Annotated in this window: 22 protein-coding genes; 11 read left to right on the forward strand and 11 right to left on the reverse strand. The window is 69.1% G+C overall.

Annotation, left to right across the window (positions count from 1 at the left end):
* Nucleotides 1-40 precede the first annotated feature (40 nt).
* Nucleotides 41-418, forward strand: coding sequence for a VOC family protein (locus RDCOP1_RS07135; protein ID WP_072699399.1), 378 nt, complete (start codon nt 41-43; stop codon nt 416-418).
* Here RDCOP1_RS07135 and RDCOP1_RS07140 read toward each other — a convergent pair.
* Nucleotides 407-2,542, reverse strand: coding sequence for an ATP-dependent DNA helicase UvrD2 (locus RDCOP1_RS07140; protein WP_111731711.1), 2,136 nt, complete (start codon nt 2,540-2,542; stop codon nt 407-409). The genes RDCOP1_RS07135 and RDCOP1_RS07140 overlap by 12 nt on opposite strands.
* A 130-nt stretch (nt 2,543-2,672) precedes the next feature.
* On the opposite strand from RDCOP1_RS07140, the gene RDCOP1_RS07145 reads away from it, so the two are divergent.
* A complete protein-coding gene (locus tag RDCOP1_RS07145; RefSeq protein ID WP_072699400.1) occupies nt 2,673-2,927 on the forward strand; it encodes a mycoredoxin in 255 nt (84 codons plus the stop codon).
* A 6-nt stretch (nt 2,928-2,933) separates the two neighbouring features.
* On the opposite strand, the gene nudC is transcribed toward RDCOP1_RS07145, so the two are convergent.
* Together nudC and RDCOP1_RS07155 are read right to left on the reverse strand one after the other, a co-directional pair.
* Nucleotides 2,934-3,833: an NAD(+) diphosphatase gene (nudC, locus tag RDCOP1_RS07150; RefSeq protein ID WP_072699664.1), complete on the reverse strand. Its 900-nt coding sequence runs from the start codon at nt 3,831-3,833 to the stop codon at nt 2,934-2,936.
* Nucleotides 3,834-3,843: 10 nt separating this feature from the next.
* Nucleotides 3,844-4,932, reverse strand: a complete 1,089-nt coding sequence (locus RDCOP1_RS07155) for a potassium channel family protein (protein ID WP_072699401.1) — start codon at nt 4,930-4,932, stop codon at nt 3,844-3,846.
* A gap of 116 nt (nt 4,933-5,048) precedes the next feature.
* Here RDCOP1_RS07155 and RDCOP1_RS07160 point away from each other — a divergent pair, with 116 nt between their 5' ends.
* The gene (locus RDCOP1_RS07160; protein ID WP_072699402.1) at nt 5,049-5,453 is read left to right on the forward strand and encodes a DoxX family protein; all 405 of its coding nucleotides are present in this window, start codon (nt 5,049-5,051) and stop codon (nt 5,451-5,453) included.
* On the opposite strand, the gene RDCOP1_RS07165 is transcribed toward RDCOP1_RS07160, so the two are convergent.
* The 3 genes from RDCOP1_RS07165 to RDCOP1_RS07175 form a co-directional block, all read right to left on the reverse strand.
* Complete coding sequence (locus RDCOP1_RS07165) at nt 5,450-6,154, reverse strand: alpha/beta fold hydrolase (RefSeq protein ID WP_072699403.1); 705 nt, start codon at nt 6,152-6,154, stop codon at nt 5,450-5,452. The genes RDCOP1_RS07160 and RDCOP1_RS07165 overlap by 4 nt on opposite strands.
* A 64-nt stretch (nt 6,155-6,218) precedes the next feature.
* Nucleotides 6,219-9,599, reverse strand: coding sequence for an ATP-dependent helicase (locus RDCOP1_RS07170; RefSeq protein ID WP_072699404.1), 3,381 nt, complete (start codon nt 9,597-9,599; stop codon nt 6,219-6,221).
* Entirely contained in the window at nt 9,596-12,901 is a 3,306-nt protein-coding gene (locus RDCOP1_RS07175; RefSeq protein WP_072699405.1) for an ATP-dependent helicase, read from the reverse strand. Before RDCOP1_RS07175 ends, RDCOP1_RS07170 begins: the two co-directional genes overlap by 4 nt.
* Before the next feature lie 168 nt (nt 12,902-13,069).
* Here RDCOP1_RS07175 and RDCOP1_RS07180 point away from each other — a divergent pair, with 168 nt between their 5' ends.
* The 6 genes from RDCOP1_RS07180 (at nt 13,070) to RDCOP1_RS07205 (ending at nt 18,121) form a co-directional block, all read left to right on the forward strand.
* Nucleotides 13,070-14,062, forward strand: a complete 993-nt coding sequence (locus RDCOP1_RS07180; RefSeq protein ID WP_072699406.1) for a siderophore ABC transporter substrate-binding protein — start codon at nt 13,070-13,072, stop codon at nt 14,060-14,062.
* 80 nt (nt 14,063-14,142) lie between these two features.
* Entirely contained in the window at nt 14,143-15,141 is a 999-nt protein-coding gene (locus RDCOP1_RS07185) for an ABC transporter permease (RefSeq protein WP_072699407.1), read from the forward strand.
* Nucleotides 15,134-16,195 carry an iron chelate uptake ABC transporter family permease subunit gene (locus RDCOP1_RS07190; RefSeq protein WP_084722484.1) on the forward strand — a complete coding sequence of 354 codons (1,062 nt, stop codon included), beginning with the start codon at nt 15,134-15,136 and terminating at the stop codon, nt 16,193-16,195. Before RDCOP1_RS07185 ends, RDCOP1_RS07190 begins: the two co-directional genes overlap by 8 nt.
* A complete protein-coding gene (locus RDCOP1_RS07195) occupies nt 16,192-16,950 on the forward strand; it encodes an iron ABC transporter ATP-binding protein (RefSeq protein ID WP_072699408.1) in 759 nt (252 codons plus the stop codon). Before RDCOP1_RS07190 ends, RDCOP1_RS07195 begins: the two co-directional genes overlap by 4 nt.
* Nucleotides 16,951-16,963: 13 nt before the next feature.
* Nucleotides 16,964-17,758, forward strand: a complete 795-nt coding sequence (locus RDCOP1_RS07200; protein ID WP_072699409.1) for an alpha/beta fold hydrolase — start codon at nt 16,964-16,966, stop codon at nt 17,756-17,758.
* Entirely contained in the window at nt 17,759-18,121 is a 363-nt protein-coding gene (locus RDCOP1_RS07205) for an MGMT family protein (RefSeq protein ID WP_072699410.1), read from the forward strand.
* A gap of 12 nt (nt 18,122-18,133) precedes the next feature.
* Here the strand turns inward: RDCOP1_RS07205 and RDCOP1_RS07210 are convergent, their stop codons facing one another.
* Nucleotides 18,134-19,384: a multidrug effflux MFS transporter gene (locus RDCOP1_RS07210; protein ID WP_174555777.1), complete on the reverse strand. Its 1,251-nt coding sequence runs from the start codon at nt 19,382-19,384 to the stop codon at nt 18,134-18,136.
* 64 nt (nt 19,385-19,448) lie between these two features.
* Between RDCOP1_RS07210 and RDCOP1_RS07215 the strand changes: the two genes are divergently transcribed.
* Nucleotides 19,449-19,904 (forward strand): MarR family winged helix-turn-helix transcriptional regulator, encoded by a 456-nt coding sequence (locus RDCOP1_RS07215; RefSeq protein WP_084722486.1) that lies wholly within the window; start codon nt 19,449-19,451, stop codon nt 19,902-19,904.
* Nucleotides 19,905-19,985: 81 nt separating this feature from the next.
* A complete protein-coding gene (locus RDCOP1_RS07220; RefSeq protein ID WP_072699668.1) occupies nt 19,986-21,725 on the forward strand; it encodes an NTP transferase domain-containing protein in 1,740 nt (579 codons plus the stop codon).
* A gap of 18 nt (nt 21,726-21,743) precedes the next feature.
* On the opposite strand, the gene RDCOP1_RS07225 is transcribed toward RDCOP1_RS07220, so the two are convergent.
* The 4 genes from RDCOP1_RS07225 to nirB form a co-directional block, all read right to left on the reverse strand.
* Nucleotides 21,744-22,451: a sirohydrochlorin chelatase gene (locus tag RDCOP1_RS07225; RefSeq protein WP_072699411.1), complete on the reverse strand. Its 708-nt coding sequence runs from the start codon at nt 22,449-22,451 to the stop codon at nt 21,744-21,746.
* Nucleotides 22,452-22,454: 3 nt separating this feature from the next.
* Nucleotides 22,455-23,588, reverse strand: coding sequence for a uroporphyrinogen-III synthase (locus tag RDCOP1_RS07230; RefSeq protein WP_072699412.1), 1,134 nt, complete (start codon nt 23,586-23,588; stop codon nt 22,455-22,457).
* Nucleotides 23,585-24,025: a nitrite reductase small subunit NirD gene (gene nirD, locus RDCOP1_RS07235; protein WP_072699413.1), complete on the reverse strand. Its 441-nt coding sequence runs from the start codon at nt 24,023-24,025 to the stop codon at nt 23,585-23,587. Before nirD ends, RDCOP1_RS07230 begins: the two co-directional genes overlap by 4 nt.
* Before the next feature lie 95 nt (nt 24,026-24,120).
* A complete protein-coding gene (gene nirB / locus RDCOP1_RS07240; RefSeq protein WP_072699414.1) occupies nt 24,121-26,643 on the reverse strand; it encodes a nitrite reductase large subunit NirB in 2,523 nt (840 codons plus the stop codon).
* Between the last annotated feature and the right edge of the window lie 21 nt (nt 26,644-26,664).

The raw sequence follows: 26,664 nt of genomic DNA on the forward strand, positions 1-26,664 counted from the left end.
TTCGCCGCTCGCACGCTCACGCGCAACTAGAGTCCCGGCCATGCCGCTGTCGACAACGAAATATGTATCGGTGCTCGATTGCCCCGATCCCCGAGCACTCGCCGGTTTCTACCGGGACCTGCTCGGCTGGACCACCGCGCAGGACGACGACGACTGGGTCGAACTCGCGCGCGACGACGCGAATTCGCTCGCATTCCAGCGCGCACCCGATTTCGCGCCCGCGCGTTGGCCTTCCGAAAGTGTGCACGTCCACCTCGACTTCTACGTCCCCGAATTCGAGGACGCCGAACGTCTCGCGCTCGAGCTCGGTGCGACCCGAGTCGACGATCCGTCGAGCGCCAAGAGTTTCCGCGTGTACCGCGACCCCGCGGGCCACCACTTCTGCCTCTGTGTGGAACCGGCGGGTCTAGAGATCTAGCGCTGCCGCCTTACGTTCGCCGCGAACGAGGGCGAGCACGTCGGCGCCGTACTGTTCCAGCTTCTTCGCGCCGATGCCGGGGATCGACACGAGCGCGCGGTCGTCGCGCGGCTGCTGTTCCGCAATCGCCACCAGGGTGTTGTCGCTGAACACGACGTAGGCGGGAACCTTCATCTCCTTCGACCGCTCGCGTCGCCATTCCTTGAGCGCGACGAGCAGTTCCTCGTCGAGGTCGGACGGACAGCTCTCGCACCGGCCCAGCATCGTCGAGGTGGCGCCGAGGAGTTGCTTGCCGCAGATCCGGCACTGCGGGCGCTTCTTCTTCGAGGAGGCCGGCTCAGCGATCTTCGACGCCGGGGAGCTGTCGGGGATCAACCCGTGCAGGAACCGCGAGCGGCGACGCGATCGGCGGCCCCCTTCGGTACGTGAGAGCGCCCACGACAAGGCGAGATGCACCCGGGCACGGGTGACCCCGACGTAGAGCAGGCGCCGCTCCTCCTCGATACCGGCCTCGTCCGGCGGGGTGTCCTTGTCTCCGGTGACGTGCGTGATCGGCAGGGTGCCGTCGGTGAGCCCGACGAGGAACACCGCGTCCCACTCGAGTCCCTTCGCCGCGTGCAGCGACGCCAGCGTCACACCCTGGACCGTGGGAGGTTGCCGCGACTCGGCGCGGGCCGCGAGGTCGCGCAGCAGACCGGTGAGCGTCAGGTCGGGTTCGTGCTCGAGCAGTTCCTCGGTGAGCTGGACCAGCGCCGTGAGCGAGGCCCACCGTTCGCGGGCCTGCGCACCGGTGGGTTCGGTGTCGGTCAGGCCCAACGGCACCATCGTCGCTCGCACCAGCGTCACGAGATGGGAGCCGCGATCGGCGCCCTCCGGGAGGTCGTTGCGTGCATCCACTTGCCGGAGCGCGTTGATCGCCTGCCGCACCTCGGCGCGGTTGAAGAAGCCCTCGCCGCCGCGCACCTGGTACGGGATACCGGTCTCGGTGAAGGCCTGCTCGTACACCTCCGATTGCGCGTTGATCCGGTACAGCACAGCGATTTCCGACGCCGGCACGCCGTCGCGCATCAGTTTCGCGATGGCCTTGGCCGTCGCCTTCGCCTCGGCCGGTTCGTCGTCGTACTCGGCGAAGGTGGGTTCCGGTCCGGGTGGGCGTTGCCCGATCAGCTTCAGGCGGGTACCCGCGATACGTCCGCGGGCTTCGCCGATCACCCGGTTTGCCAGTTCCACCACCTGCGGTGTGGAGCGGTAGTCGCGTTCGAGCCGGACGACGGTGGCGTCGGGGAACCTGCGCGAGAAGTCGAGCAGGTACTTGGGCGAGGCACCGGTGAACGAGTAGATCGTCTGGTTGGCGTCGCCGACGACGGTGAGGTCGTCGCGGTCGCCGACCCACGCGTCGAGCACGCGTTGCTGCAGCGGCGTGACGTCCTGGTATTCGTCGACGACGAAACAGCGATAGCGGTCGCGGAACTCCTCCGCGACGGCGGTGTTGTCCTCGAGCGCCGCCGCCGTGTGCAACAGCAGGTCGTCGAAATCGAGATAGAACCCTTCGTCGCCGCGGAACTTGAGCGACTCGTACATCTCGTACACCGCCGCGACGCGCTCGGCGGCAGCGGGAGGTTCGCGGCGGACCCGCGCGACAGTGGCCGGGTAATCCTCCGGCGCGATCAGCGACCCCTTGGACCATTCGATCTCGGAGAGCAGGTCGCGCACGGTGTCGGTGTCGGTCGGGAAGCCACACCGGTGTGCCGCCTGCGAGACGACGGCGAATTTGCGGTCGAGCAACTGCCACGGCGTGTCGCCGACGACCTGCGGCCAGAAGTAGCGCAGCTGACGGAGCGCAGCGGCGTGGAACGTCCGCGCCTGCACGGACGGCCCGGGCGCACCGACCCCCAGTTCGCGCAATCGCGAGCGCATCTCGCCGGCGGCCCGTGCGGTGAACGTGACGGCGAGTACCTGCCCCGCGGCGACGTGCCCGTCGGAGACCAGGTGCGCGATGCGGCGGGTGATGGTGCGTGTCTTGCCGGTCCCTGCGCCGGCCAGCACGCACACAGGGCCACGCGGCGCGCGCACAGCCGCCGCCTGCTGAGGGTCCAGGCCTTCCGTTACCGCATCCACACGCATGGGCTCCATCATGACAGTGCGAACCGACATCGCGACCGCGCGCACATTGCGCCGGCGAGCGGACTGTGTGCGCGACCACATTCGGGGACCGGTCGGAACAGATCGGAACGGCTGTGATGTTCTCGAAGTCATGACCACCACCGATGCACCCGCCTTGACCGTCTACTCCACCACGTGGTGCGGCTACTGCAAACGACTCAAGAAGCAGCTGGACGAGAACGGGATCGCCTACACCGAGATCGACATCGAGGCCGATCCCTCGGCGGCCGAATTCGTCGGCAGCGTCAACAACGGCAACCACATCGTGCCGACCGTCAAGTACGCGGACGGCACCACCGCCACCAATCCCCCGCTGTCGGCGGTCAAGCGCGCGCTGGGCGTGTAACCCGGATCAGCCCTGTGCCCAGCCCTCGAGCATGCCCCGCGCGATCGAGATCGAGCCGGGCAGCAGGAGGGGCACCTCGTCGGCCGACGCCCAGTCGCCCACCTCGAGCGCAGCGCGCACTTCGTCGCGCGTGAACCACCGCGCCTCGCCGATCTCGCCGTCCCTGAACTCCAGGGACTGGGCGGGGTCGGCGACGGCCGCGAACCCGAGCATGAGCGACCGCGGGAACGGCCACGGCTGGCTACCGAGGTAGCGGATGTCGCGCACGTCGACGCCGACCTCTTCGCGAATCTCCCGCACCACACACGATTCCAGCGACTCGCCGGCCTCGACGAATCCCGCCAGGACCGAGAACCGCCGCTCCGGCCACACCGGCTGACGCGCGAGCAGAACCTGGTCGCCCCCGTCGTGTACCAGGCAGATCACGGCGGGGTCGGTGCGCGGAAACTCCTCGTGCCCCGTCGCCGAACTGATCCGTGACCATCCGGACATGGTGGGTTCGCTGGCGGAACCGTCGACCGCGCTGAATCCCGCCTGGTCGTGCCAGTTGAGCAAGGCCACTGCACTGACCATCAGGTCGGCGTCTGCATCGTCGAGCCGGTCGCCGACGCGGCGCAGATCCGCGACCTCCCCCGTCTGCGCGAGCACGCGGACTGCCCACACGTGCCGGTCGTCGCGCACACCGAGGAAGACGGCTCCGGACACCGGCGCGGGGCCCAGATCCGCAGCGGGATGGAACACGAGTGCCCCGTCCGCCACGGGGACCTGTCCCCGCCGATCCACCTTCAGCAGTTTCGCGTCGGCCCAGCCCGCGCGCAGCGCGTCCTCGTCGGAGCGGAGTTCTTCGGCGCGCTCGACGACGGTGCGCGACAGGAGTGGGGTACCGGACAGAGAGAAACTGGTCACTTCGAGCACACTAGCCGCGCATCGCGCCCGGTTGCGTGCCCACGAGCCGGATGTAGAGCAGCTTGTCACCGGCCTCGACCGCGTCGACCTCGGGTGAGCCGATTCGCCACATCCGGCCGTCGCGCACCACCGCGAGGACGATGTCCTTCAGGTGTCGTGGCGAACCCCCGATCTCCGACGGCTCGACATCACGCTCGGCGATGGCGAATCCGGCCTCGGGAGTGAGCAAATCCTCGATCATCTCGACGACGTTGGGCGTCGTCGTGGCGATCCCCAGCAGACGGCCCGCGGTCTCGGACGAGATGACCACCGAGTCGGCGCCCGACTGCCGCAACAGGTGGGTGTTCTCGGACTCACGGATGGCGGCGACGATCTTCGCCTTGGGCGCGATCTCCCGGGCACTGAGGGTCACCAGCACTGCGGTGTCGTCGCGGTTCGCGGCGACGATCACGGCGGCCGCGTGCTGCACACCGGCGAGGCGGAGCACGTCCGACTTGGTGGCCGAACCCTGAACCGTCACCAGCCCTTGCCCCGCGGCCGATTCCAGGACGACGGGATCGGTGTCGACCACCACGATGTCGGACGGGGCGACCCCGTCGCCCAGCATGGCGTCGACGGCGGTGCGGCCCTTGGTGCCGTAGCCGATGACGACGGTGTGATTACGCACGCGGCGCCTCCATCGTTGGATCTTGAATGCTTGCCGGGAACTTGCGGTCAGGGCCGACAACGTCGTCCCGACCAGCACGATGAGGAAGAACACCCGCAGTGGCGTGATCACGAGAACGTTGATCAGTCGCGCTTCGGGTGTGAACGGGGTGATGTCGCCGTAGCCGGTGGTCGACAGTGACACGGTCGCGTAGTAGATGCAGTCCAGCAGCGACAGCGCATCGCCTTGCGCGTCGCGATACCCGTCGCGGTCGAGGTAGACGATCAGCACGGCGAACGCCAGCGCGGCGAACGCGTAACCGATGCGACGCGCGATCGCGATACCGGGGCTCGTCTGCTCCTCTGGTACGCGGAGGACACCGACCAGCGCGAAATCCGGGCGCTCGGTGAGCTGATCGGAGCGACTGAACCTCGCACGCAATCTACCGGGCATCGTGCTTACTCCACCTCGTCTCGGTCCCCGGCGGGGGACCTCACTCCACCGTATCGATGCCCGGACGGCCATCGTTCCGGATCGCAGCCTACGCGCAGGCCGCTACTGTGGCGCCCATGTCCACAACCCAGCCGTCCCGGCGACCGGCCCTGCGACTCGCGGCGTTGCTGCTCGGCGCAGGCACGATGCATTTCGTCCGCCCGGAACCGTTCGACGGCATCGTTCCCCGAGGACTTCCCGGTGACGCGCGCACATACACCTACGCGTCGGGGGTCGCGGAGATCGTGGTCGGTGTCGCACTCACGGTTCCTCGTACCCGCAGGATCGGTGGGGCGGCGGCCGCGGCCTTGTTCCTCGCGGTGTTTCCCGCCAACGCTCAGATGGCCGTCGCATGGCTGCGCAGCAACCGGATCCCGCCTGCTGCGAAGGCCGCCGCGCTGGCACGTCTGCCCCTGCAGATCCCGCTGGTCACCGAGGCACTGAAGGTTCGCCGCCTCGCACCGGGCGCGCCCCGCCGCTAGGACGATCCGGGCGGGTGCGCCGCCGGATCGAGCAGGATTCCGGCGAGTTCGGCCGGGCGCGCAAGTGCCACAAGATGTCCCGAGTCCACGACCAGAGGCTCCGTGCCGACCCGCGCCCGGGAGAGTTCGGTGAGGAACGGCAGCGGAAACAACCGGTCCCGGCTTCCCGCGACGACACGGACCGGCACGTCGGGCCAGCGTTCGGCGTCCCAGGACGGTTCGAACGCGGCGTCCGACAATGCGATCTCCTCCTGGGTGAGCGCCTCCTCGGTGAGGTCCTCGGGTACGTCGTGGAAGAACAACTCCCGCATGTCGAGCGGCGCGTCCGGGTCCCGGCCGTCGGCGACCGCCTCGGCTCGCTGAGCCTCCTCGTGCCCGACATTGCCCCACCACTGCGCCGGCGACTCACCGGGTGCCGGAATCATCGGCGCGACCAGGACGAGTTCGTCGACAGCGCACCGCTGCGCGACCCGAACCGCCGTGAACGCCGACATCGACTGCCCGACCACGACCAGCGGCCTGCGCACATCGCCCAGTCCCGCCACGACCAGATCGGCGTAGTCGTCCTGGTCTGCGTTCTCGTCGGCGTACGGAAGGTCGACGGCGACGACGTCGTGGCCCCGGTCCTCGAGCAGCGGCACCACTCGCTGCCAGTACCACGAGTTCGAACCAGCGCCGGGCAACAGCACGAACGTCGACATCGCGCGCTCCTTCGGTGGAAGGTGCCCACGATGCTACCGGCGTCCGGCACCGGCGGTTCGGCGTTCAGTCACCCGACGGCAGGACCTCCTGCTCGTCGACGGAGCGGCTTCCGGCGCCGCGCACCAATTGCTCGAGCGCGCGAGCGCCGGGCAGATCCTCGGGCGCGACGGTGCGGCCGGTCCGGACGTAATGGAACGCCGCACGCACCTTGTCGAGCGGGAGTTCGGCCGGTCGTCCGGTGATCCGCGTGGTGCGGGCAGCCATGAGCTGCGCCCACGCCAGGCGATACGCCGCGAGCTGCAGCCCGACCGACGCCAGTTTGTCCGCGTCCGGTTCCGCGCCGGTCTTCCAGTCGATCACCGTCCATCCACCGTCGGGATCCTCGAACACCGCGTCGATCCGGCCTCGGATCACCGTGCCGGCGAGGGACGTCTCGAAGGGAACCTCCACCTCGACCGGGTTGCGTGCAGCCCACGGCGAGCGCAGGAAGGCCTCCTGTAGCCGGTCGAAGTGGGATTCGTCCCCGCCCTCGTCGTCCGCACCGGGAAGCTCGTCGAGATCGAGCAGACGGGTCGCACCGAATCGGCGCTCGAGCCACGCATGGAAGGCGGTTCCCCTGCGTGCCAACGGGTTCGGACGGAACGGCAACGGACGACGCAGGCGTGCGGCCAGCCCCTGCGGATCGCTCGCCAGGTCGACGAGCTGACTGACCGACAGTTGTGCCGGGAGCATCACTTCGGCGGCCTTCTCGAAGCGTTGTTCCCGTTCGGCGAGCAACGCGTCGACGTCGGCGGCCCACTCGTCCGGGTCGTCGTCGATGCTCCGCGGCGGCTCGGGTTCACCGGCGTCGAGGGCGGCGAGAACGAGCGCCGCACCCCGCTCGACGTCGGCGCGACGCGAACCGAGTGGGTCTCGCGGCCACATGGCGCTTCGCGGCGACTCCGTCATGGGATTGTGCTCGCCCGGCTCCGGCGCAGGCTCCCACGTCTCTATACATCCCAGAGCCGTTCGTGCGGTGACCAATTCGTGCAGTTCCTGCAAGAAGTCGGAGGGGCCGCGCGGTTCGGACCCGGTGTCGCCCCAATGGTGACCGGACACGAAGAGCGCCCGTTCCGTACGGGTGAGCGCGACGTAGAACAACCGGCGATCCTCGTCGAGCTTGCGGGCCTTGAGGGCATCCTTGTGCCGGTCGATCGCGTTCTCGAGCATCTTGCGGTCGAAGATGTCGTCGAGTTCGAGCACCGGCACTCCGTCGGTGCTCGAACCCGGGTCGTCGCTGGGCAGTGCGCGGTCGCCACGGAGCTGTGGAGGCAGTTCGGTCACCGACCCCAGCCAGGTTGCGGCGGCGGACGAGGACGGGAAGATTCCCGCGGTGACGTGCGGTACCGCCACGACCTGCCATTCGAGGCCCTTCGCCGAATGGACCGTGAGTACCTGGACCCTTTCGGGATCCACCTCCACCTCGCCGGGCGCGAGTCCCTTCTCGATCTCCTCCGCGGCCGCGAGATAGCCCAGCAGTCCAGCGAGGGTCGCGTGGGTGCGCGCCGCGTACGACGCGACGACGTCGGCGAACGCGTCGAGATGTTCGCGACCGGCAACTCCCCCGCGCCCTCCGACGCGAGCTTCCGCCTCGATACCGATTCCGAGGACACGTTCGACTTCGGCGACGAGTTCGGTGAGGGGCTGGCCGAGACGCTCCCGAAGCGACGCGAGTTCGCGGGCCAGCGCGGTGATGCGCGCGAACCCGAACTCCGAGTACTGATCGGGATCACCCGGGTCGGAGATCGCGTCTGCCAGCCCCGCCTGGTCGGCGTACTCGCCGGGCAACGCCGAATCGAGTGCCTCGTCGAGCGCCTCCGGATCGGTGACGACCCCGGCCACGCCGTATCGGCCCGCAATGGCGAGTTTCTGCGCGCGGCGCCACAGTGCCTTCAGGTCGGCCGCGCCGATCTGCCACCGCGCACCGGTCAGCACCCGCACCGCGGCGCTGCCGGCCGACGGGTCCGCGGCGAGCCTCAGCATGGCGAGCAGGTCGGCGACCTCGGGAGTGTGCAGCAGACCGCCGATACCGACGACCTCCACCGGCAGGCCCCGCGCCCGCAGCGCTTCGGCGATCGGGGCGGCGTCGGCGTTGCGTCGTACCAGTACCGCCGCACTCGGCGGCGGGGTGCCGGCCTCGTGCGCTGCCGCATATTCCGCTGCGATGCGGTCGGCCACCCAGTTGCGTTCGGCTTCGACGTCGGTGTGCAGCGCCAAGCGCACGTCGCCGGCGACGGCATCGGGCCGGGGACGCAGACGGCTGACGGCCACTCCGCGATCGCGCAGCGGTTCGGAGGAGTGATTCGCCAAGTCGAGCGCCTCGGGCGGATTGCGCCAGCTCGTCAGCAGTTCGAGTGTCGGCGCGGGGCGTCCGCCCAGGAGCGGGAAGTCCGCGACGAAACGCGGCAGGTTCGCGGCCGAGGCTCCACGCCAGCCGTAGATCGACTGCATGGGGTCGCCCACCGCCGTCACGGCGAGACCCGGGTCCTGTGCGCCGCCGAAGAGTGCTGCGAGCAGGACCCGTTGCGCATGGCCGGTGTCCTGGTATTCGTCGAGCAGCACGACGCGGAAACGCTCGCGTTCGCCGGCGCCCACCTCGTGATGGTCGCGGGCCACTCGCGCCGCAAGCGACATCTGGCTCCCGAAATCGAGGGCACCTTCGCGGCGCAGCGTGTCGGCGAGCCGCTGGACGAGCGGAAGCAACTGCAGCCGCTCCTCCTGGGTCTCGAGATATCCGAGGAGGGTCTTCGACGGCCCGCCGCGCTGGCCCGGACCTGCCGGGAGCGAGAGGATCAGCTTGTCGAGCTCGGTGTGGGCCTCGCGCAGATCTTCGGGTTCGACGAGGTGTTCGGCGAGCTGACCGGACAGGGCGAGGACTGCCTCCGTGACCGACGCGGGGTTGCGATCGGTGTCGAGTTCGCCGTCCCATGCGCTCACGACCCGGTGGGCGACCTGCCACAGTTCGGTCTCGGACAGGAGCGCGGCAGTGGGCTCGATGGGCAGCAGCAGCCCGTGCTCGGCGAGCAACCGTCCGGCGTACGCGTGGTACGTCCCCACCTCGGGTTCGCCCGAGAGGATCCGTGCGCGGAGGCCTCCTTCCGGATCCAGATCCCGGACGAGTGCCGACCCCGCGAGCTTGGCGAGCCGGGTACGGATGCGGGCGGTGAGCTGCTGGGCTGCTTTGCGGGTGAAGGTCAGACCGAGCACCTGTTCCGGCTCGACGAGACCGTTGGCGACCAGCCACACCACCCGTGCCGCCATCGTCTCCGTCTTGCCCGCTCCGGCACCCGCCACGACCAGCGCGGGGCCCATCGGGGCCTCGATGACGGCCGCCTGCTCGGCAGTCGGCGGATGCTGTCCGAGCGCCTCGGCCAGCCGGGCCGCGCTCACCCTGGGCGGGGTCATCCGTCGGTCACCTGTCTTCCTTCGTCGTGCGCGGGGCAACTCGACAGCACCGGGCAGTGCCGGCACCCGTCGTTGACGCGTGCGAGGAACTGCGGTCCCTGTGTCGCCGCGGCCGCCTCATGGATCACCTCTCGCCAATGCGCGAGACCGTCCTCGTCGAGCGGTGGTTGCAGCCGTTGGGCCGCGCCCTCCTTGTTGTGGGGTTTGGCCACGAATACCAGGCGGGCCCCGCCGGGAGGCGTTGCCGGCAGACCTTCGATGGCTCCGGCGGCCGCTGCCACCTGATAAGCGGCGAGTTGCGCGTGGTCGCGCGCGGCGTCCTTCGAGACGGGATTCTTCGCGGTCTTGACGTCCACTACGACGGGTCGCCCGTCCGGGTCGCGCTCGAGCCGGTCGATGCGGCCTTTCAACCGCACGCGCGGCTTGTCGTCGGACAGCGGTTCGAGGATGCCGTCCACACTGACCTCGACGCCGATCTCCGTGAGGTCGCCGCGGGTGCCCTGGAGCCAGGTCGAGAACGTGTCGAGCATGCGGCGGGTGCGTTCGAGCTCACGTCGCGCAAACCAATCCGAACCCAGATCGACTCCATCCCAGGCCTTCTCGAGTGCCTGGTCGATGCGCTCGGGTGGAATGCGTCCGGCCAGTGCCTGCACGAGCGTGTGGACGAGCGTGCCGGTGACGGCCTGGCTGTTCTCGCCGTCGGCGCCCCCGTGCCGTTCGAACATCCAGCGCAGGGGGCAGGTCGCGAGCTGTTCGACGGTGGAGGGGGACATCCGGACCGCATCGTCTTCGGGATCCCACAGCGGCGCAGAGGTACTCGGATCGGAGATTCCGTACCAGTCGTCGGGGTGCGCACCGCGCACACCGGCGCGGGCGAGCCGGGACAACTGCTCGGCCGCTCTGAGCTGCCGCTCCGGCTCGTGTTCGGCGACCAGCGGATCGCACACCACGCTGCGCAATTCGGCGACGAGCGCGGGCAACGCGAGAACCCGGATGTGGGTGGCCTCGGGGATCTCCTCGGGATCGGGCACCTCGTCGCCGGAAGTATCACCGGCGAGCAGTTCGTCGACGAACCGCGACCGCACGAGTTCGGTGTCACCGCTCACCGAGTCGACCGCGGTGACCAGCAGGCGCTTGCGCGCGCGAGAGCAGGCGACCAGGAACAGGCGTCGCTCGTCGGCGAGCAACGGCGCCGTTCGCGACAATCGCACCGACGCTTCCTCACCGCCGTCGGCGCCCGACACCGCGTCGAGGAGCGATTCGATGCCGAGCAATGTGCCGCGCGCCCGCAGGCTCGGCCACAGTCCTTCCTGCACCCCGGCGACCACGACGACATCCCATTCGCGCCCTGCCGCCGAATGGGCGCTGACCACCGTGACCGCTTCGGTTTCGGCGACCAGTCGCGTACGCACCGTGCCGGGGATCTCCTGCTCGGTGAGATAGTCCACGAATCCGGCGATGTGCGCGCGGGGAAGACGGTCGACGTAGTCGGCCGCGGCGTCGAAGAGCGCGACGACCGCGTCGAGGTCGCGGTCGGCCTGAGCGCCGACCGGGCCGCCGCGGGCCGATGCTGCGGCCCAGCGTCGTTCGAGGCCCGTGGCCTGCCAGGCCTCCCACAGCACGTCTTCGAGGCCTCCGCCGCGCAACGCCGCGGAGCGGGCCTTTCGCAGGACGCCGAGAACCTTTCTCAGCGGGGCTGATTCCACGTCGGTCAGGCCGCGCACGAGGTGCGCCGTCTCGTCATCGTCGTCACCGTCGGTGAGCAGCAGACGCAGCAGTTCTGCCGAGTCGCGGTCGCGTCCGGATGCCAGTTCGACGCGCCGGAGACCGCGTCGCAGGCGGCGCAGCGCGACCGGCTCGGCCCCGCCGACCGGACCCGACAAGAGTGCGAGCGCTTCTTCGCCGCCGAACCGGCGACCGGATACGGCCCGCAGCACCAGCAGCAGCCCCGCCACGCTGTGCTGCCGCGCGAGCGGGAGTTCGGAAGCCGCGGTGGTCATCGGGACTCCGGCGGCGAGCAGCGCGCGCCGCAGGGGTGCGAGGACGCGCGGCACCGAGCGGACGACGATGGCCATGCGGGACCACGGCACACCGTCGACGAGGTGGGCCCGGCGCAGGGTGTCGGCGACGAGCGCGGCTTCCTTCGCCTGGGACGGCTGCACGGCCACCCGCACACTGCCGGGCTCGTCTCCGGCCGCGGGTACGGCGCCGCGGTGCGGGGGAAGTCCGGGCAGTCTGCGCGCGACGCGGTCGGTCACCGCTGCCACCTCGGGTGCCGCTCGGTGATTGGTGCCCAGGACGATGCGACGGGCCGGGTCGTCCTCGGCCAGTCGTTCGAGGAAGGTTGGATCGGCGCCCCGGAAGCCGAACACGCTCTGGTCCGGGTCTCCCGCAACGGTGCTCGTGCGTGTGCCGGCGCCGATGACCCGGACCAGCTGTGCGGCCTGCGGATCGAGGTGCTGCGCGTCGTCGACGAGCAGATGACGGATCCGCGTGCGTTCGGACGCAAGCAGTTCGGGGTCCGTCGCGAAGGCCGCCAGGGCAGCGCCGACCAGTTCGGCCGCGTCGAGGGCGGGCGCGGTGGCCTCGGGTGCCTCCAGCCCGACCGCCCCGCGCAGGAGCATGACGTGCTCGTATCGCTGCGCGAACAGGCCGGCGGCGACCCATTCGGGACGGTCGCGCCGTTCGCCGAGCGCGACGAGGTCTTCGGGACCGAGTCCACGCTCGTTGGCGCGCAGCATCAGGTCGCGCAGTTCGACGGCGAAGCCGGTCATGCCGAGCGCGGGACGGAGTCTTTCGGGCCACATGCCGGCACCGTCGTCGATGTCGCCGCGGAGCAGTTCGCGCAGGACGGCATCCTGTTCGGCGCCGGTGATCAGTCGCGGCGGCGGGTTGCCGTGCGCCGTCGCCTGCAAGCGCAGGACCGCGAACGCGTACGAATGGACGGTACGGACGAGTGGTTCGCGAGTGGCGCGCGCTCCGGCACCGAGCAACCCTGCGGTCACCGCCTCACGCAGCGCCGTTGCGGCTCGCCGGGAGTGGGTGAGCACGAGAACCGATTCGGGGTCGGCGCCGGAGGCGATGCGGTGGACCACGAGGTCGACCAGCAGCGACGTCTTTCCGGTACCCGGTCCGCCGAGCACCTGCCACGGACGCCACCGCGGGGCGGGCGGTGCGTCGGCGAAGACCGCGCGCACATCCTCGGGCCACGTCCTCACGGCGGGCGCGACAGCCGGTCGCCGGACCAGTCGCGCGGCCGGGCGGCGCGGCCGGTCGGGCACGCGGAGGTCGGAGTCGGGCATACCGGCATCCCATCAGAGAGGTCCGACAGTTCGCCGTGCCGGCCTGCTCTGGCCCGAGCAGTTCCACTGACCGGCACCGAAGGCAAAGTGAAGGTAAGGCTAGGTTAAGCTCTGCTCGGCTGCGGCACCACGCCGCCGACCCGTCGAAGCAGAACGAGGATCACAGCTATGAACGCCATCCGAAACTACCGGCGCGCCGCAATCGGCGCCCTGGCCGTCATCGCCCTGGCCGGGTGCTCCACTTCCACGACCGACGACGCAGACACCACTGCGGCAGCTCAGACGGTCGCGATCGAGGACAACTTCGGCGAGCAGACCGTGACAACCCCGCCGAAGTCCGTGGTGGCCACCGACAACACCTTCTTCGAGACCCTCGACTCCTGGGGCGTGGACCTGTCGGCCGCTTCTGTGAGCCTGATGCCGAACACGATCGGCTACAAGCAGGACGACAGCATCATCGACCTCGGTACGCACCGCGAGCCGAACCTCGAAGCGGTTGTCGCGGCCGAGCCCGACCTCATCATCAACGGCGGCCGGTTCGCAGAGTTCCGCGCGGACTTCTCGCGCCTCGCGCCCGGCGCCTCGATTGTCGAGGTCACCCCGCGCGACGACCAGCCGTTCGAAGCCGAACTCAAGCGCGGCACCACGGCTCTCGGTGAGATCTTCGGCAAGCAGGCCGAAGCGCAGGAACTCAACGACGCGTTCGACGCCTCGATCGCGCGCGTGAAGGCTGCATACTCCCCCGATACGTCGGTGATGGGCCTGATCACCTCCGGTGGCGAGATCGGTTACGTGGCCCCGAGCAACGGCCGCACGATCGGCCCCATGTTCGACATCTTCGGTTTCACCCCGTCGCTCGAGGTACCCGAGAGCTCCGACAACCACCAGGGTGACGACATCTCCGTCGAGGCCATCGCGGCGTCGAACCCCGACCTGATCATCGTGATGGACCGCGACGCCGGAACCGCCAACGGCGGCGGCGAGGGATTCGTCCCCGCGGCGAACATCATCCAGGACGCCGAAGCACTGAAGTCCGTCGGCGCGGTGAAGGACGGCAAGGTGATCTTCCTGCCGACCGACACCTACACCAACGAGAGCATCCAGACGTACACGGAGTTCTTCAACTCGCTCGCCGACCTGCTCGAGCAGCAGAAGTCCTGACCCGCTTCACCCTGTAGCCCCGCGGGTTCGTCCCGCGGGGCACAGCCATCGAAAGCTTCACGAGAGACGGCAGTACCCACATGAGCGCACCGACTGCTTCCCCTCCAGCAGAGGTTTCCCCTCCTGCGAAGGGGAAACTGTTCGACTGGAAGCTTCTGCTCGGAATCCTCGGAGTCTGCGCACTGCTGACCATGTCCCTGTTCACCGGCGTCTACGACATCTTCGGCGGCGACAACGGGTGGGAGATGTTCGAGATCACCCGTATCCCCCGCACCATCGCGCTCGTCCTGGCGGGCGCGGCAATGGCGATGTCGGGCCTGGTGATGCAGTTGCTCACGCAGAACCGGTTCGTGGAACCCACCACCGCGGGCACCACCGAATGGGCGGGGCTCGGGCTCATCGTGATGATGATCGTCGCGCCCGCGTCGGGTCTGGTGCCCCGCATGATCGGGGCCGTGGTCGCCGCGTTCATCGGCACGATGATCTTCTTCCTGTTCCTGCGCCGGGTGTCGCTGTCGTCCTCGCTGATCGTGCCGATCGTGGGCATCATGCTCGGCGCGGTCGTCGGCTCGATCACGACGTACCTCGCCCTGGCCACCGACATGCTGCAGAGCCTCGGTGTCTGGTTCGCCGGCAGTTTCACCTCGGTCCTGCGGGGACAGTACGAGGTGCTGTGGATCGTCGCGGCCGTTGCGGTCGCGGTGTTCCTGGTCGCCGACCGGTTCACCGTGGCCGGGCTCGGCGAAGACGTGGCGACCAACGTCGGCCTGAACTACACCCGGCTCATCTTCCTGGGCACGGGCCTGATCGCCATTGCCACCGGTGTGGTCACCGTCGTGGTGGGGAATCTGCCGTTCATCGGCCTCATCGTCCCGAACATCGTCTCGATGTTCCGAGGCGACGACCTGCGCAGCAACCTGCCCTGGGTGTGCTTGCTGGGTATCGCGATCGTGACGGTGTGCGACCTCATCGGACGGACGATCATCGCGCCGTTCGAGGTACCGGTCTCCCTCATCCTCGGCGTGGTGGGCGCCGTCGTGTTCATCGCCCTCCTGCTGCGGAGCCGCCGCCATGCCTGACACCGTCTCCCCCCTCACGACTTCGGCGATCGAAGCGCCCTCCCCCGCGGAACCGCCTGCCTGCGAGTCCTTTCCCGATACGAAGGCTCGCCGCCGCTACTGGATCCTGCTCGGCGCACTGGCGGTTCTCGCGGTCCTCTTCGCGGCGGGAACGCTGATGTGGAACAACCCGATGCCCTTCGGGACTTCCGGTTTCTGGCGGATCACCGAGATGCGCGCGACCAGCCTGGTCGTCATCGCGATCGTCGTGGTCTGCCAGGCCACCGCCACCGTCGCGTTCCAGACCGCGACGAACAACCGGATCATCACGCCGTCGATCATGGGTTTCGAGGCGCTCTACGTCGCGATCTCCACCGCGGCGGTGTACTTCCTCGGCGCAGTGGGAGTCGCTGCCCTCCGCGGAACTCCGCAGTTCCTCCTGCAGATCGCCCTGATGGTCTTCTTCTCGCTCGTGCTCTACGGGTGGTTGCTGTCGGGCAAGTACGGCAACCTGCAGGTGATGCTGCTCGTAGGCATCATCCTGGGCGGTGGTCTCGGCTCGGTATCGACCTTCATGCAGCGTCTCCTCACGCCGAGCGAGTTCGACATTCTCACCGCCAGGTTGTTCGGGTCGGTCTCCAACGCGGACGTGTCCTACCTCCCCGTCGCCATCCCGCTGTGCGTGGCTGCGGCCGCCGCACTGTGGTGGCGTGCGCGCAAGCTCAACCTGGTGGCGCTGGGGCGCGACATCACGACCAGCCTCGGCCTGAATCACCGCCGCGAGATCATGATCGTGCTGTTCCTGGTGTCGGTCCTGATGGCGGTCTCCACCGCCCTCATCGGCCCCATGACCTTCCTGGGCTTCCTGGTGGCCACCCTCGCCTACCAGCTGGCCAACACATACGACCACCGGTACGTGTTCCCGGTGGCCGTACTCACCGGATTCGTCGTCCTCACCGGCGCCTATTTCGTTCTCAAGAACGTCTTCTACGCCGAGGGCGCCGTGTCCATCATCATCGAGGCCGTCGGCGGTTCGGTGTTCCTCTACGTCCTCCTCCGAAAGGGCAGACTGTGATCGAACTCAAAGGTGTCCGTAAGGATTACAGCGACGAGGTGTCGATCGGCCCCGTCGACCTGCAGATCCCAGCCGGAGGTATCACCGCACTGGTCGGCCCCAACGGTGCCGGTAAGTCGACGCTGCTGACGATCATCGGCCGCCTGCTCGGCGCGGATTCGGGCACCATCGAGATCGCGGGATACGACATCGCGCGCACCCCCTCGAAGGACCTTGCGAAGATCGTCTCCATCCTTCGACAGGAGAACCACTTCGTCACCCGGCTGACGGTGCGTCAACTCGTCGGTTTCGGCAGGTTCCCCCATTCGAAGGGCCGCATCACCCGGCACGATCAGGAGATCATCAGCCGCGCCATCGAGTTCTTCGACCTCGGGCCGCTCGAAAACCGTTACCTGGATCAGCTTTCCGGTGGGCAGCGCCAGCGCGCCTATGTCGCGATGGTGTTGTGCCAGGAGACCGACTACGTCCTTCTCGACGAGCCGCTCAACAACCTCGACATGCGGCATTCGGTGCTGATGATGCAGCACCTGCGCAGGGCCGCCGACGAACTCGGACGGACGGTGGTCATCGTCCTGCACGACATCAACTTCGCCGCCCATTACGCCGACCGCATCTGCGCTGTGAAGGACGGCCGCGTGGTCGAGTTCGGGACTCCGGAGGAGATCCTCGTCGACGACACGCTCACGCGCGTGTTCGACACCCCGGTGACGTGCGTCGACGGGCCCAACGGCCGACTGGCCGTCTACTACCGCTGACCCGGGTGCCATAGTGGGCGGAGTGAGCGCTTCCGAGAATCTCCACACCCACGTGTTCGGCCCCTCCGACGGGCCGCAGATCCTCGCGCTGCACGGGCTCACCGGTCACGGTCTCCGGTGGCGGAATCTGGCGAACCGTCATCTGCCGGAGGCCCGGTTCATCGCACCCGATCTGCGTGGTCACGGCCGATCGCCCTGGACACCGCCATGGACCTTCGAGCGGCACGTCGCCGACCTGCTCGACGTGCTCGACGCGCACGCGTCGGGCCCGGTCACCGTCGTGGGCCATTCGTTCGGGGGCGCACTCGCACTGCACCTCGCCGCCACCGCCCCCGAACGGGTCCGCTCGATCGTCCTGCTCGACCCCGCCATCGCCCTGCCTCCGGAGCAGATGCTCGAAGTCGCCGACTCCACGGCCCGTTACCCGGATTACACCGACGAGGCCGAAGCGCGCGCCGAGAAGGTCCATGCGGACTGGGCTGAGGTGGCGCCGGAACTGCTCGATGCGGAAGTCGGCGAGCACCTGGTACCGGCGGACTCCGGTCGCGTCGCCTGGCGGGTGTGTATGCCCGCGATCGTGACGTCGTGGAGCGAACTGGCCCGGGACCATGTGCTGCCACCGGCGCATGTCCCCACCGTGTTCGCGCGGGCCGGGAAGGTGCAGCCCGGGTACACCTCTCCCGAATTCCGCGCCGCACTCGCCCACCGGCTCGGGTCGAACCTGACCGAGGTCGAGATCGACTGCGACCACATGATCGACCAGGCTCGTCCCGCGGACGCCGCCGAACTCATCGCCCGGGTGCTGTAGATGGCCGCGACCACCGACGAGCAGATCGAGACCGTGCGCGCGCTCGTCGCCGCCATCCCGGCGGGGCGCGTCGCCACCTACGGCGACATCGCCGATGCCGCAGCCCTTTCCAGCCCGCGCACGGTCGGGTGGATCATGCGCACCGATACGGCCGACCTCCCGTGGCATCGCGTCGTACCCGCGTCGGGCCGACCGGCGACCCACCTCGCCCACCGGCAACTGGCCCGGCTGGCTCTCGAAGGCACACCCCTGCACGGGGATCGCGTCGACCTGGCGCGCGCCCGCCACCGGTTCGCGCAGCCCCACGAACGCCCGTCGCCGGGTGGGCCCGGACATCCGGACCCACCCGGCGACGAGGACTGAACCGGAAGGGCGTCAGGCGCGTACCGGCTTGGTCGACGCCAACGCGCCGAGGGCGATGACACTGCTGACGACCATCGCCACCGCCATGGGGACGGCGGTCTCCTCTCCCCCGATGCCGACGAGCGGAGCAATCGCTGCCGCGAGCAGGAACTGCAGAGCGCCGAGCAGCGCCGAACCGGTGCCCGCCGCACGCCGGGCCTCACCGAGAGCCAGAGTGGTGGCGTTCGCGATGATGAGACCGAGGCTGCTCATGGTGCACCACAGCAGAATCAGCGTCACCCACATCGCCGGTCCGGCAAGGCTGTTCACGAGCATCAGCACCGACATCGAGGCAAGGACGGTCAGTCCGATCCGCAGTGTCCGTCCCGAGCCGATACGTCGCACGATGTTGTCGTTCGCGACGCTGCCGACCACGAGACCGAGCGCATTGGCGGTGAAGGCCACCGTGTACCAGCCGGTGGAGATGCCGTGGAGATCCTGCAGCACGAACGGCGACGCGGAGATGTACGCGAACATCACGCCGAAGGCGAACGCGTACGTGAGGGTGTAGCCGACGTACCGGCGGTTGCGCAGAACCTCACGCGCGTCGCGCAGCATCGCGGAGGCACCGCCCTGGGTGCGACGTTCGACAGGGTGTGTTTCGGAGACAAGGAACAGCACAGCCAGGAACATGAGGACCGACATTCCGGCGAGCGCCCAGTACACGGCGCGCCAGCCGAGATTGGTCACGATCACGCCACCGACGAGCGGTGCGACGATGGGAGCCACCGCGTTGATGACCACGAGCAGGCCGAACAGTTTCGCTGCCGCGACGCCCGTCGCGCGATCGGAGATGACCGCGCGGCCGAGCACGATGCCGGCCGCACCGGCGAAGCCCTGAACGAATCGAGCGCCCGCGAGCAGTTCGATGGTCGGGGCCAGGGCACTCGCGGCGCTGAACACCGCGCAGGCCAATGTGCCGACAAGCAGAAGCGGGCGGCGGCCGAACCGGTCGGACAACGGCCCGAACACGAGCTGGCCGATGGCCATACCGAGCAGGAAGGTCGTGAGCGTCAGCTGGATCGCCGTCGCGCTTGTACCGAATTCCTTCGCCATCTCGGGCAAGGCGGGCAGGTACATGTCGATTGCCAGGGGCGCGACCGCTGCGAGAAGCGCGAGCACCGCGATCAATCTGCCCGGGAAGGGCTTGCCGGTGTCTGCGTCGGTCTCGTTGTGGCCGGGTGGTTCCCGTCCCTCGGTGGTGACGGGGTGTTGCGCGGGCATGCTCACCTTTCGTTACAGATTTATATTTAAATCTATATATAGATTGTTGAGCTAAAATCGTAGCATGGGCGAACCGCAGGCCGTAAGCGAAAGTGACGTCGAGAGCCTCGCGCGGACGGCGCGGTCCCTGGTCTGGGCGCTCCGCAGATTCGGCGAGCGGGAAGCCGGCCTGTCTGCGATGCCCAACTCCGAGATCGAGGTCCTGCGAGCAGTGGCGGAGCAACCGGGAAGCTCGGTCTCGGAACTCGCACGGGCACTCGACCTGCAGAACAGCAACGTCAGCACCACCGTGAGCCGCCTGGTCGATCGCGGACTGCTCGAGCGGCGCGCCGATCCGAACGATCGTCGCTCGCACCGGATCCACCAGACCGGACTGGCGCGGCACAACAACGGACTGATCGACGCGATGTGGACCAGAGGCGTACGCGACCTGCTCGACTCCTTGACCCCCGGCGAGGCTCGCACCCTGATCGAAGCGGCGCCCCTCCTCGCCCGGTTGAGCTCCATGCCCAAGAATTGATGCCCGCGAGCTACCGACGACACACCGGCAGGTCGGGCGGCCCTCGTGAAAGCCACAGCGTCATGGGGCAGCATGAACGCCATGAGTGCACTGACCGGCGTCGAGGCAGTGATCGTGGCGGGCGGCCGCGCAACCCGCATGGGAGGCGTCGACAAACCCGCCTTGACGGTCGGCGGCCGGCGCCTCCTCGACACCGCCCTCGCATGCGTCGCCGGATGCGCCCGGATCACCGTGGTCGGCCCCTGGCGCAACGACCTCGACCCGGCGATCGTGCAGGTGCAGGAAACACCTGCCGGCGCCGGCCCGGTCGCGGCACTCGCCGCGGCGGACCCCGCGTCGGACGCCGTGGTGACTCTCGCAGCAGATCTGCCTTTCGTCACCGCGGACATCGTGGCGACATTGCTCGAGGCGCTCGACACCGATCCCGCCGCTGACGCGGCCTTCGCGGTGGACGACGACGGCCGAATGCAGTATCTGCTCGCGGCCTGGCGGGGCCCCGCACTGTCCGCACGGATCGCCGGCTTCGGCACCGATGTGGCCGGTCGGCCGATGAAGGCACTGCTGCCCGACCGGTACGTCTCCGTCCCCGTTCCGGGTACCACCGACTGCGACACCCCCGCCGACTTGCACCGGGCGCGGGTCGCCCACGGTTCCGGCCGTATCGCCGCAGACCCGGACGAGGCACGCACCCTCATACGAGAAGCTCTATTGCCGTTGCCCGTTCGGCGTGTTCCCGCCGCTGCGGCGGAGGGCACCACCCTGGCTGCGCCACTCGTCGCCGCCGAAGCGCTACCAGCCGTGCCGTCATCGGCGATGGACGGCTACGCGGTCGCCGGCCGCGGCCCGTGGACCCTGCGCCCCGAAGTCCGGCGGGCGGGTGATCGTTCGGGGTTGACACTGCTCGACGGTGAGGCCGCCCGGATCGCCACTGGTGCGCATCTTCCCGCCGGCGCAACCGCAGTGGTCCGAGACGAATTCGTCGAGGTCGAGGGTCACACGCTCCGCCGCCTGCCGCAGTGCCCGGTGCGGGACGACACCCGCCGCCGGGGTGAGGACTGGGAGCCCGGATTCGTGCTGGCCGCCCGCGGCGACCACGTGGGTCCGGCCGTCGTCTCGGCTGCACTGAGCGGCGAGGTCGCGGAGATCGATGTGCGCGGCCCGCTGCGGGTGCATGTGGTGGTGAGCGGCGACGAGATCCTGCGTCACGGCCCGCTGCAGGTGGGCCAGACCCGGGATTCCCAGGGGCCGGTTCTTCCCCGTTTCGTGCGCTGGTGTGGTGCCGAGCCGGTCGGCGAGACCCATCTGCGCGACACCCCGGGCGGATTCGACGCACTCTTCGCCGAGACGACCACCGTGGACGCGCTGGTCGTCGTGGGCGCCACCGGTGGCGGCGCCGCCGACCAGCTGCGCGGCGCGCTCGACCGGGCCGGCGCGCACGTCGTGGTCGAGCGGGTTCGCTGTAAACCCGGCGGTTCGCAGGTCGCCGCGGTCCTGCCCGACGGCCGCGCCGTACTGGGACTTCCGGGCAACCCGGTTGCCGCGCTGTCGACGCTTCTCGTCATGCTCCCGGCGGTCGTGGACGGCCGTACCGGTCGCACCCCGCCGCTGCCCTTCCTCGGCACACTGGCGAACGCGTCGGAGGTCGAGGGTGATCGCACCCGCCTCCTGCCCGCCCGCCAGCGCTCCGACGGACAGTGGCTGTGCGACAACGCCGTACGCACCGCACATCTCGCGGGGCTGATCGGACGTACTGCGATTGCTCTGGTGCCGCCGCGGGCGACGGACGGCGCGGTCGTGGAATTGCTGCCGCTCCCCCGGTGACGCGCCGAACGGACCTCGTCAGGGGTTCGGCTGCGCCCCGGCGCCGGCCCGCAGCGTGGGCACGGCCGCGCGGTACCGCCGGGCGACCAGGTCGACGACGGGCTCGGTGACGCCGAGCGGCGCCGCGACCCCGTCGGCACCGGCCTCGGACAACCTCGAGTGGAACAGCCCCTCCGCCAGCAGGTACGACGCGACGAACACCCGCACACCCGGCTGCCGCGACTCCGCGACCACCTGCGGCACGCGGGGTTCCCCGGTCGCGACGTAACCGATGCGCACAGGTGTGAACGTCAGAACCGACAGCAGGTGCGCCGCCCGTTGCACGTCGTGGCGGGCCCGCGGGTCGGACGACCCTGCGGCAGCGAGCACGATCGCGTCTCCCGGGCGCCACCCGGCTTCACGCAACCGCTGGACGAGCACACCGGCGAGGGCGGGGTCGGGCCCCAGCGCCCGGGTGACCGCGACCGCGCGGTGTCCGCTCTCGGCGACCTCACGTGGTACGTCGTTGTGGACGTGGTACCCGGAGGCCAGGAACGCCGGAACCAGCACCACCGGACCCCGGATCTCGCGCAGCGCCTCGGCAGGTGACGGACCGAGCACGTCCACGAACGCCACCCGGGTGGTGCCGACCCGGTCGGCGACCGCGTCGGCGAGCCGGGCGATCATCTCGACTCCGCGCGGATTGCGGGTGCCGTGGGCAACGAGCAGCAGAGCGGGGTCGGGCATGGTTCAGAGTCCTTCCGGATCGACCGCCAAGCGGTAGCCGCGTTTGACCACGGTCTGCACGATCGACGGCGCGCCGAGCGCCGAACGCAGTCGCGCGACGGCGGTTTCGACGGCATGGGTGTCTCCTCCGCCTCCGGGAAGTGCAGCGAGGAGTTCTTCGCGGGAGACGACGCGTCCCGGCCGCGCGGCGAGCGTACGGATCAGCGCCATGCCCGCCGGGGCCAGGCAACAGGTGGTGTCGTCGACCATCACGCACCGCCCCCGCATTCCGAGTACGTGTCCGCCGGCTTCGATGCGAACGGCACGGCGGGGAAGTTCCTCGGCGAGGTGCCGTGCCAGCGACCCGAGGCGCGCACGCGACGGCATCGTCACCGGCACTTCGAGAGCGGCGAACGGCGCGGCCGTGACCGGCCCGACGCACACCGCCGTGACGCCGCTGCGCAACCCGCGCAGCATCAGCTCGAGCATTCCGGTTTCCTTGGCGCGCATGAGCATCGACGCCACCGCGGGGGCGCTCGTGAAACTCACCGCATCGAGGCCGTAGTCGGCGATCTGCTCGATCATGCGGTCGAGGACGGCGGGGTCGTCGGGCGGGGTCCATCGGTAGACGGGCACGGCGACCACGTCGGCGCCCGCGTCCCGCAACGCCTCGCACACGTCGGTGCCGGGCTCCCACTCGGTGCGCTCACCGTGCAGTTGCACCGCGATCCTGCGGCCCCGGACTCCCTCGGCCAGCAGATGTTCGAGGACTTCGGCCGACGATTCCGATGCCGGAGACCATTCCTCACGCAGCTCGGCGGCGCGGATCGCGCCGGTGACCTTCGGGCCCCGAGCGAGGATGCGGCTTCCCGCGAGCGAGCGCGACAGCTCGTCGGACAGTCCCCACCCGTCGGCAGCGCCCATCCACCCGCGGAATCCGATCGCGGTCGTCGCGACGGTGATGTCCGGTGGATTCGCGACGATGCTGCGGGTGACCCGCTCGAGTTCGGTGTCGTCGGACAGCGGGATGATCCGGATGGCCGGTGCGTGCACCACTTCCGCGCCACGCCGCGTGAGCAACGTGGCGAACTCGTCCGCGCGACGCGCCGCCGTCACCCCGACGGTGAAACCCCGCAGCGGCGTGGTGTCCGGGCTCACGAAAGCTCGGCGTCGGTCGCCGGACCGCCGTCGGTGGGCGCGCCCGTGAGGTGGCTGTGGACCTGCACGACACCCGCCCACACGCGCACGTCGTAGACCGGCAGCCGCACCGACGGGTCGTCGAGGCATCGGCCGTCGTCGAGCGAGAACACCTGCTTGAGAAGGGGTGAGGCGACGGTGGGTTCGCCCCCGCGGTCTCCCACGATGCCTCGCGACATCACTGCGGCGCGGCCGAAGGGATCGAAATTGCCGACGGCGCGCAGGGTGCCGTCGTCGAGCAGGAACACCGCGACCTGTTCGCCCCCGCGCAACAGCACGGCCACTCCGCGGCCGGGGATCAGGTGGCTGAGAGGACACGCCGACGTCCACTCCAGGCGTCCGTCGAACACGCTGGCACGCGTCGAACCCTCGGCGGTATGCGACTCGATGACGGTCATTGGATGGTTCCTCCTTGAAACTGCCGTCCTGGCATTCTGTGGCCACGGTGTTTCGCGTGCGTTACTCGCCGATTCCCTCCACGTAAGCAGGGACGTCAGGCAGGCGTATCCCGGCCGATCTTCGGCATGCCGACCAGAACGGGCACCTTCCGCTTCCCCGAGTCGTCGAATCGGACGGTCGGGTCGGGCTGGTCGGGCGCGTTGACGAAGGAGACGAACCGCGCGAGCAACTCGGGATCCTCGAGTACCCCTGCCCACTCGTCCTTGTAGCCGGCGACATGCTTGGCCATCGCTGCTTCGAGTTCGTCGGCGATGCCGAGGCTGTCGTTGCACACGACGTCCTTCAGGTGCTCGAGCCCACCGTCGAGTGCGTCGAGCCACGGCGCTGTGCGCTGCAACCGGTCGGCGGTACGGATGTAGAACATCAGGAACCGGTCGATGTAGCGCACCAGGGTCTCGTCGTCGAGGCCACCGGCCAGCAGCTGCGCGTGTTTCGGAGACTGCCCGCCGTTGCCGCAGACGTACAGGTTCCAGCCGTTCTCGGTGGGGATCACGCCGACGTCCTTGCCCCGCGCTTCGGCGCACTCGCGCGCACAGCCGGAGACACCGAACTTGAACTTGTGCGGCGCTCTCAGCCCGCGGTATCGCAGTTCGAGATCCACCGCCATGCCCACCGAGTCCTGCACGCCGTACCGGCACCAGGTCGACCCGACACAGCTCTTCACGGTGCGCAGCGATTTGCCGTACGCCTGACCGGATTCCATCCCGGCGTCGACGAGCCGCTTCCAGATCAGGGGAAGCTGTTCGACCCGGGCGCCGAACATGTCGATGCGCTGACCGCCCGTCATCTTCACGTACAACCCGAAGTCCCGGGCGACCTCGCCGATGACGATGAGCTGTTCGGGCGTGCATTCACCCCCCGGCATCCGCGGCACCACCGAGTACGTGCCGTTCTTCTGGATGTTGGCGAGGAAGTGGTCGTTGGTGTCCTGCAGGCCGGCCTGCAGACGGTGCAGAACGTGGTCGGAATCGGTGGAGGCGAGAATCGACGCGACGACGGGTTTGCAGATGTCACAACCTCGGCCCGTGCCGTAACGCGAGATCAGGGCCGAGAACGTACGGATCTCGGTGGCACGCACGATCTCGAACAGTTCGGCACGCGACTGCTCGAAGTGCTCGCACAGCGCCTTCGACATCGGCACACCCGAACTGCTGAGCAGCTGCTTGACGGTCGGTAGGCACCCGCCGCAGGTCGTACCCGCATTGGTGCATGCCTTGACCTGCGCGATGTCGCAGGCGCCGTCCGCGATCGCCCCGCAGATCGCGCCCTTCGTGACGCCGTTGCACGAACACACTTCGGCGTCGTCGGGAAGCGCTCCCGCACCGGGCTTCTCACCCGCCGGGGAGATCAGTGCCGCTGGGTCACCGGGAAGTTCGCGGCCGACGAGCGGTCGCAGGGTCCCGTAAGCCGACGCGTCGCCGACAAGAATGCCGCCGAGCAGCGTCTTCGCGTCGTCCGACACGACCAGCTTCGCGTAGGTGCCCTTCGCCGAGTCGGACAACACCACCTCGAGCGCACCCGGCGTGACCCCGTGCGCGTCGCCGAAACTCGCGACGTCCACCCCGAGCAACTTGAGCTTGGTCGACAGGTCTGCTCCGGGGAATTCCGCTGTGCCGCCAAGTAATCGGTCCGCGACAACCTCCGCGGTGCTGTAGCCGGGAGCGACGAGTCCGTAGCAGGTTCCCTCGATCGCTGCGCACTCCCCGATCGCGTAGATCGCCTCGTCGGTGGTGCTGCGGCACCCGAGGTCGGTGAGGACACCGCCGCGAGCGCCGACATCGAGGCCGGCGTCGCGGGCCAGAGCGTCCTGCGGCCGGACACCTGCCGAGAACACCAGCACCGACGCGTCGATCGTCGAACCGTCGGACAGCTCGACGACCAGACCCGCACCGCTCTCGGTGATTCCGGCCGTCCCGACCCCGGTGTGCACGGTCAGTCCGAGGTCGGTGACGAGGCGTTCGAGTACCCGTCCGCCGCCCTCGTCGACCTGCAGTGGCATCAGGCGTGGCGCGAACTCCACGACGTGCGGGGCCATTCCGAGCCTGCGGAGCGCGTTCGCGGCTTCCAGACCGAGCAGTCCGCCGCCGACGACGACACCGACGGGCAACTCGCCGCGGGCGGCAGCCGATTCTGCCGCCGCCCGGATGCCGTCGAGATCGTCGAGAGTGCGGTACACGAAGCAACCCGGAAGGTCCTTGCCCGGGATCGGCGGCACGAACGGGTACGAACCGGTGGCGAGAACGAGCGCGTCGTACGGCAGGGTGTCGCCGGAGTCTATGGTCACGACCCGCGCGTCACGGTCGATGGAGACGACGCGGGTCGAGACCCGGAGATCGACGAGAGTGTCTGCCGCATAGTCGTTTCCGGCAAGCGCAAGTTCCTTGCGATCCCATGTGTCGACGTAGGACGACAATCCCACCCGGTCGTACGCGGGGTCGGATTCCTCGCAGAGCACCGTGATCTTCCATGCGTCCTGCTCGTCGCGGGCACGCAATGCCTCCACAAAGCGGTGCCCGACCATTCCGTGTCCGACGACGACGACGTTCTTGCGGCTCATGGGAAATCTCTCTCTGTTTCG

It is taken from the genome of Rhodococcus coprophilus NBRC 100603 (assembly GCF_001895045.1).
Taxonomy (GTDB): Bacteria; Actinomycetota; Actinomycetes; order Mycobacteriales; family Mycobacteriaceae; genus Rhodococcus; species Rhodococcus coprophilus.

What these genes read in the sequence shown, in the direction of transcription:
- RDCOP1_RS07135 (WP_072699399.1), top strand. Translation starts at nt 41, where the DNA reads ATGCCGCTGTCGACAACGAAATATGTATCGGTGCTCGATTGCCCCGAT.
- RDCOP1_RS07140 (WP_111731711.1), bottom strand. Translation starts at nt 2,542, where the DNA reads ATGCGTGTGGATGCGGTAACGGAAGGCCTGGACCCTCAGCAGGCGGCG.
- RDCOP1_RS07145 (WP_072699400.1), top strand. Translation starts at nt 2,673, where the DNA reads ATGACCACCACCGATGCACCCGCCTTGACCGTCTACTCCACCACGTGG.
- RDCOP1_RS07155 (WP_072699401.1), bottom strand. Translation starts at nt 4,932, where the DNA reads ATGCCCGGTAGATTGCGTGCGAGGTTCAGTCGCTCCGATCAGCTCACC.
- RDCOP1_RS07160 (WP_072699402.1), top strand. Translation starts at nt 5,049, where the DNA reads ATGTCCACAACCCAGCCGTCCCGGCGACCGGCCCTGCGACTCGCGGCG.
- RDCOP1_RS07165 (WP_072699403.1), bottom strand. Translation starts at nt 6,154, where the DNA reads ATGTCGACGTTCGTGCTGTTGCCCGGCGCTGGTTCGAACTCGTGGTAC.
- RDCOP1_RS07170 (WP_072699404.1), bottom strand. Translation starts at nt 9,599, where the DNA reads ATGACCCCGCCCAGGGTGAGCGCGGCCCGGCTGGCCGAGGCGCTCGGA.
- RDCOP1_RS07175 (WP_072699405.1), bottom strand. Translation starts at nt 12,901, where the DNA reads ATGCCCGACTCCGACCTCCGCGTGCCCGACCGGCCGCGCCGCCCGGCC.
- RDCOP1_RS07180 (WP_072699406.1), top strand. Translation starts at nt 13,070, where the DNA reads ATGAACGCCATCCGAAACTACCGGCGCGCCGCAATCGGCGCCCTGGCC.
- RDCOP1_RS07185 (WP_072699407.1), top strand. Translation starts at nt 14,143, where the DNA reads ATGAGCGCACCGACTGCTTCCCCTCCAGCAGAGGTTTCCCCTCCTGCG.
- RDCOP1_RS07190 (WP_084722484.1), top strand. Translation starts at nt 15,134, where the DNA reads ATGCCTGACACCGTCTCCCCCCTCACGACTTCGGCGATCGAAGCGCCC.
- RDCOP1_RS07205 (WP_072699410.1), top strand. Translation starts at nt 17,759, where the DNA reads ATGGCCGCGACCACCGACGAGCAGATCGAGACCGTGCGCGCGCTCGTC.
- RDCOP1_RS07210 (WP_174555777.1), bottom strand. Translation starts at nt 19,384, where the DNA reads ATGCCCGCGCAACACCCCGTCACCACCGAGGGACGGGAACCACCCGGC.
- RDCOP1_RS07215 (WP_084722486.1), top strand. Translation starts at nt 19,449, where the DNA reads ATGGGCGAACCGCAGGCCGTAAGCGAAAGTGACGTCGAGAGCCTCGCG.
- RDCOP1_RS07220 (WP_072699668.1), top strand. Translation starts at nt 19,986, where the DNA reads ATGAGTGCACTGACCGGCGTCGAGGCAGTGATCGTGGCGGGCGGCCGC.
- RDCOP1_RS07225 (WP_072699411.1), bottom strand. Translation starts at nt 22,451, where the DNA reads ATGCCCGACCCCGCTCTGCTGCTCGTTGCCCACGGCACCCGCAATCCG.
- nirD (WP_072699413.1), bottom strand. Translation starts at nt 24,025, where the DNA reads ATGACCGTCATCGAGTCGCATACCGCCGAGGGTTCGACGCGTGCCAGC.
- nirB (WP_072699414.1), bottom strand. Translation starts at nt 26,643, where the DNA reads ATGAGCCGCAAGAACGTCGTCGTCGTCGGACACGGAATGGTCGGGCAC.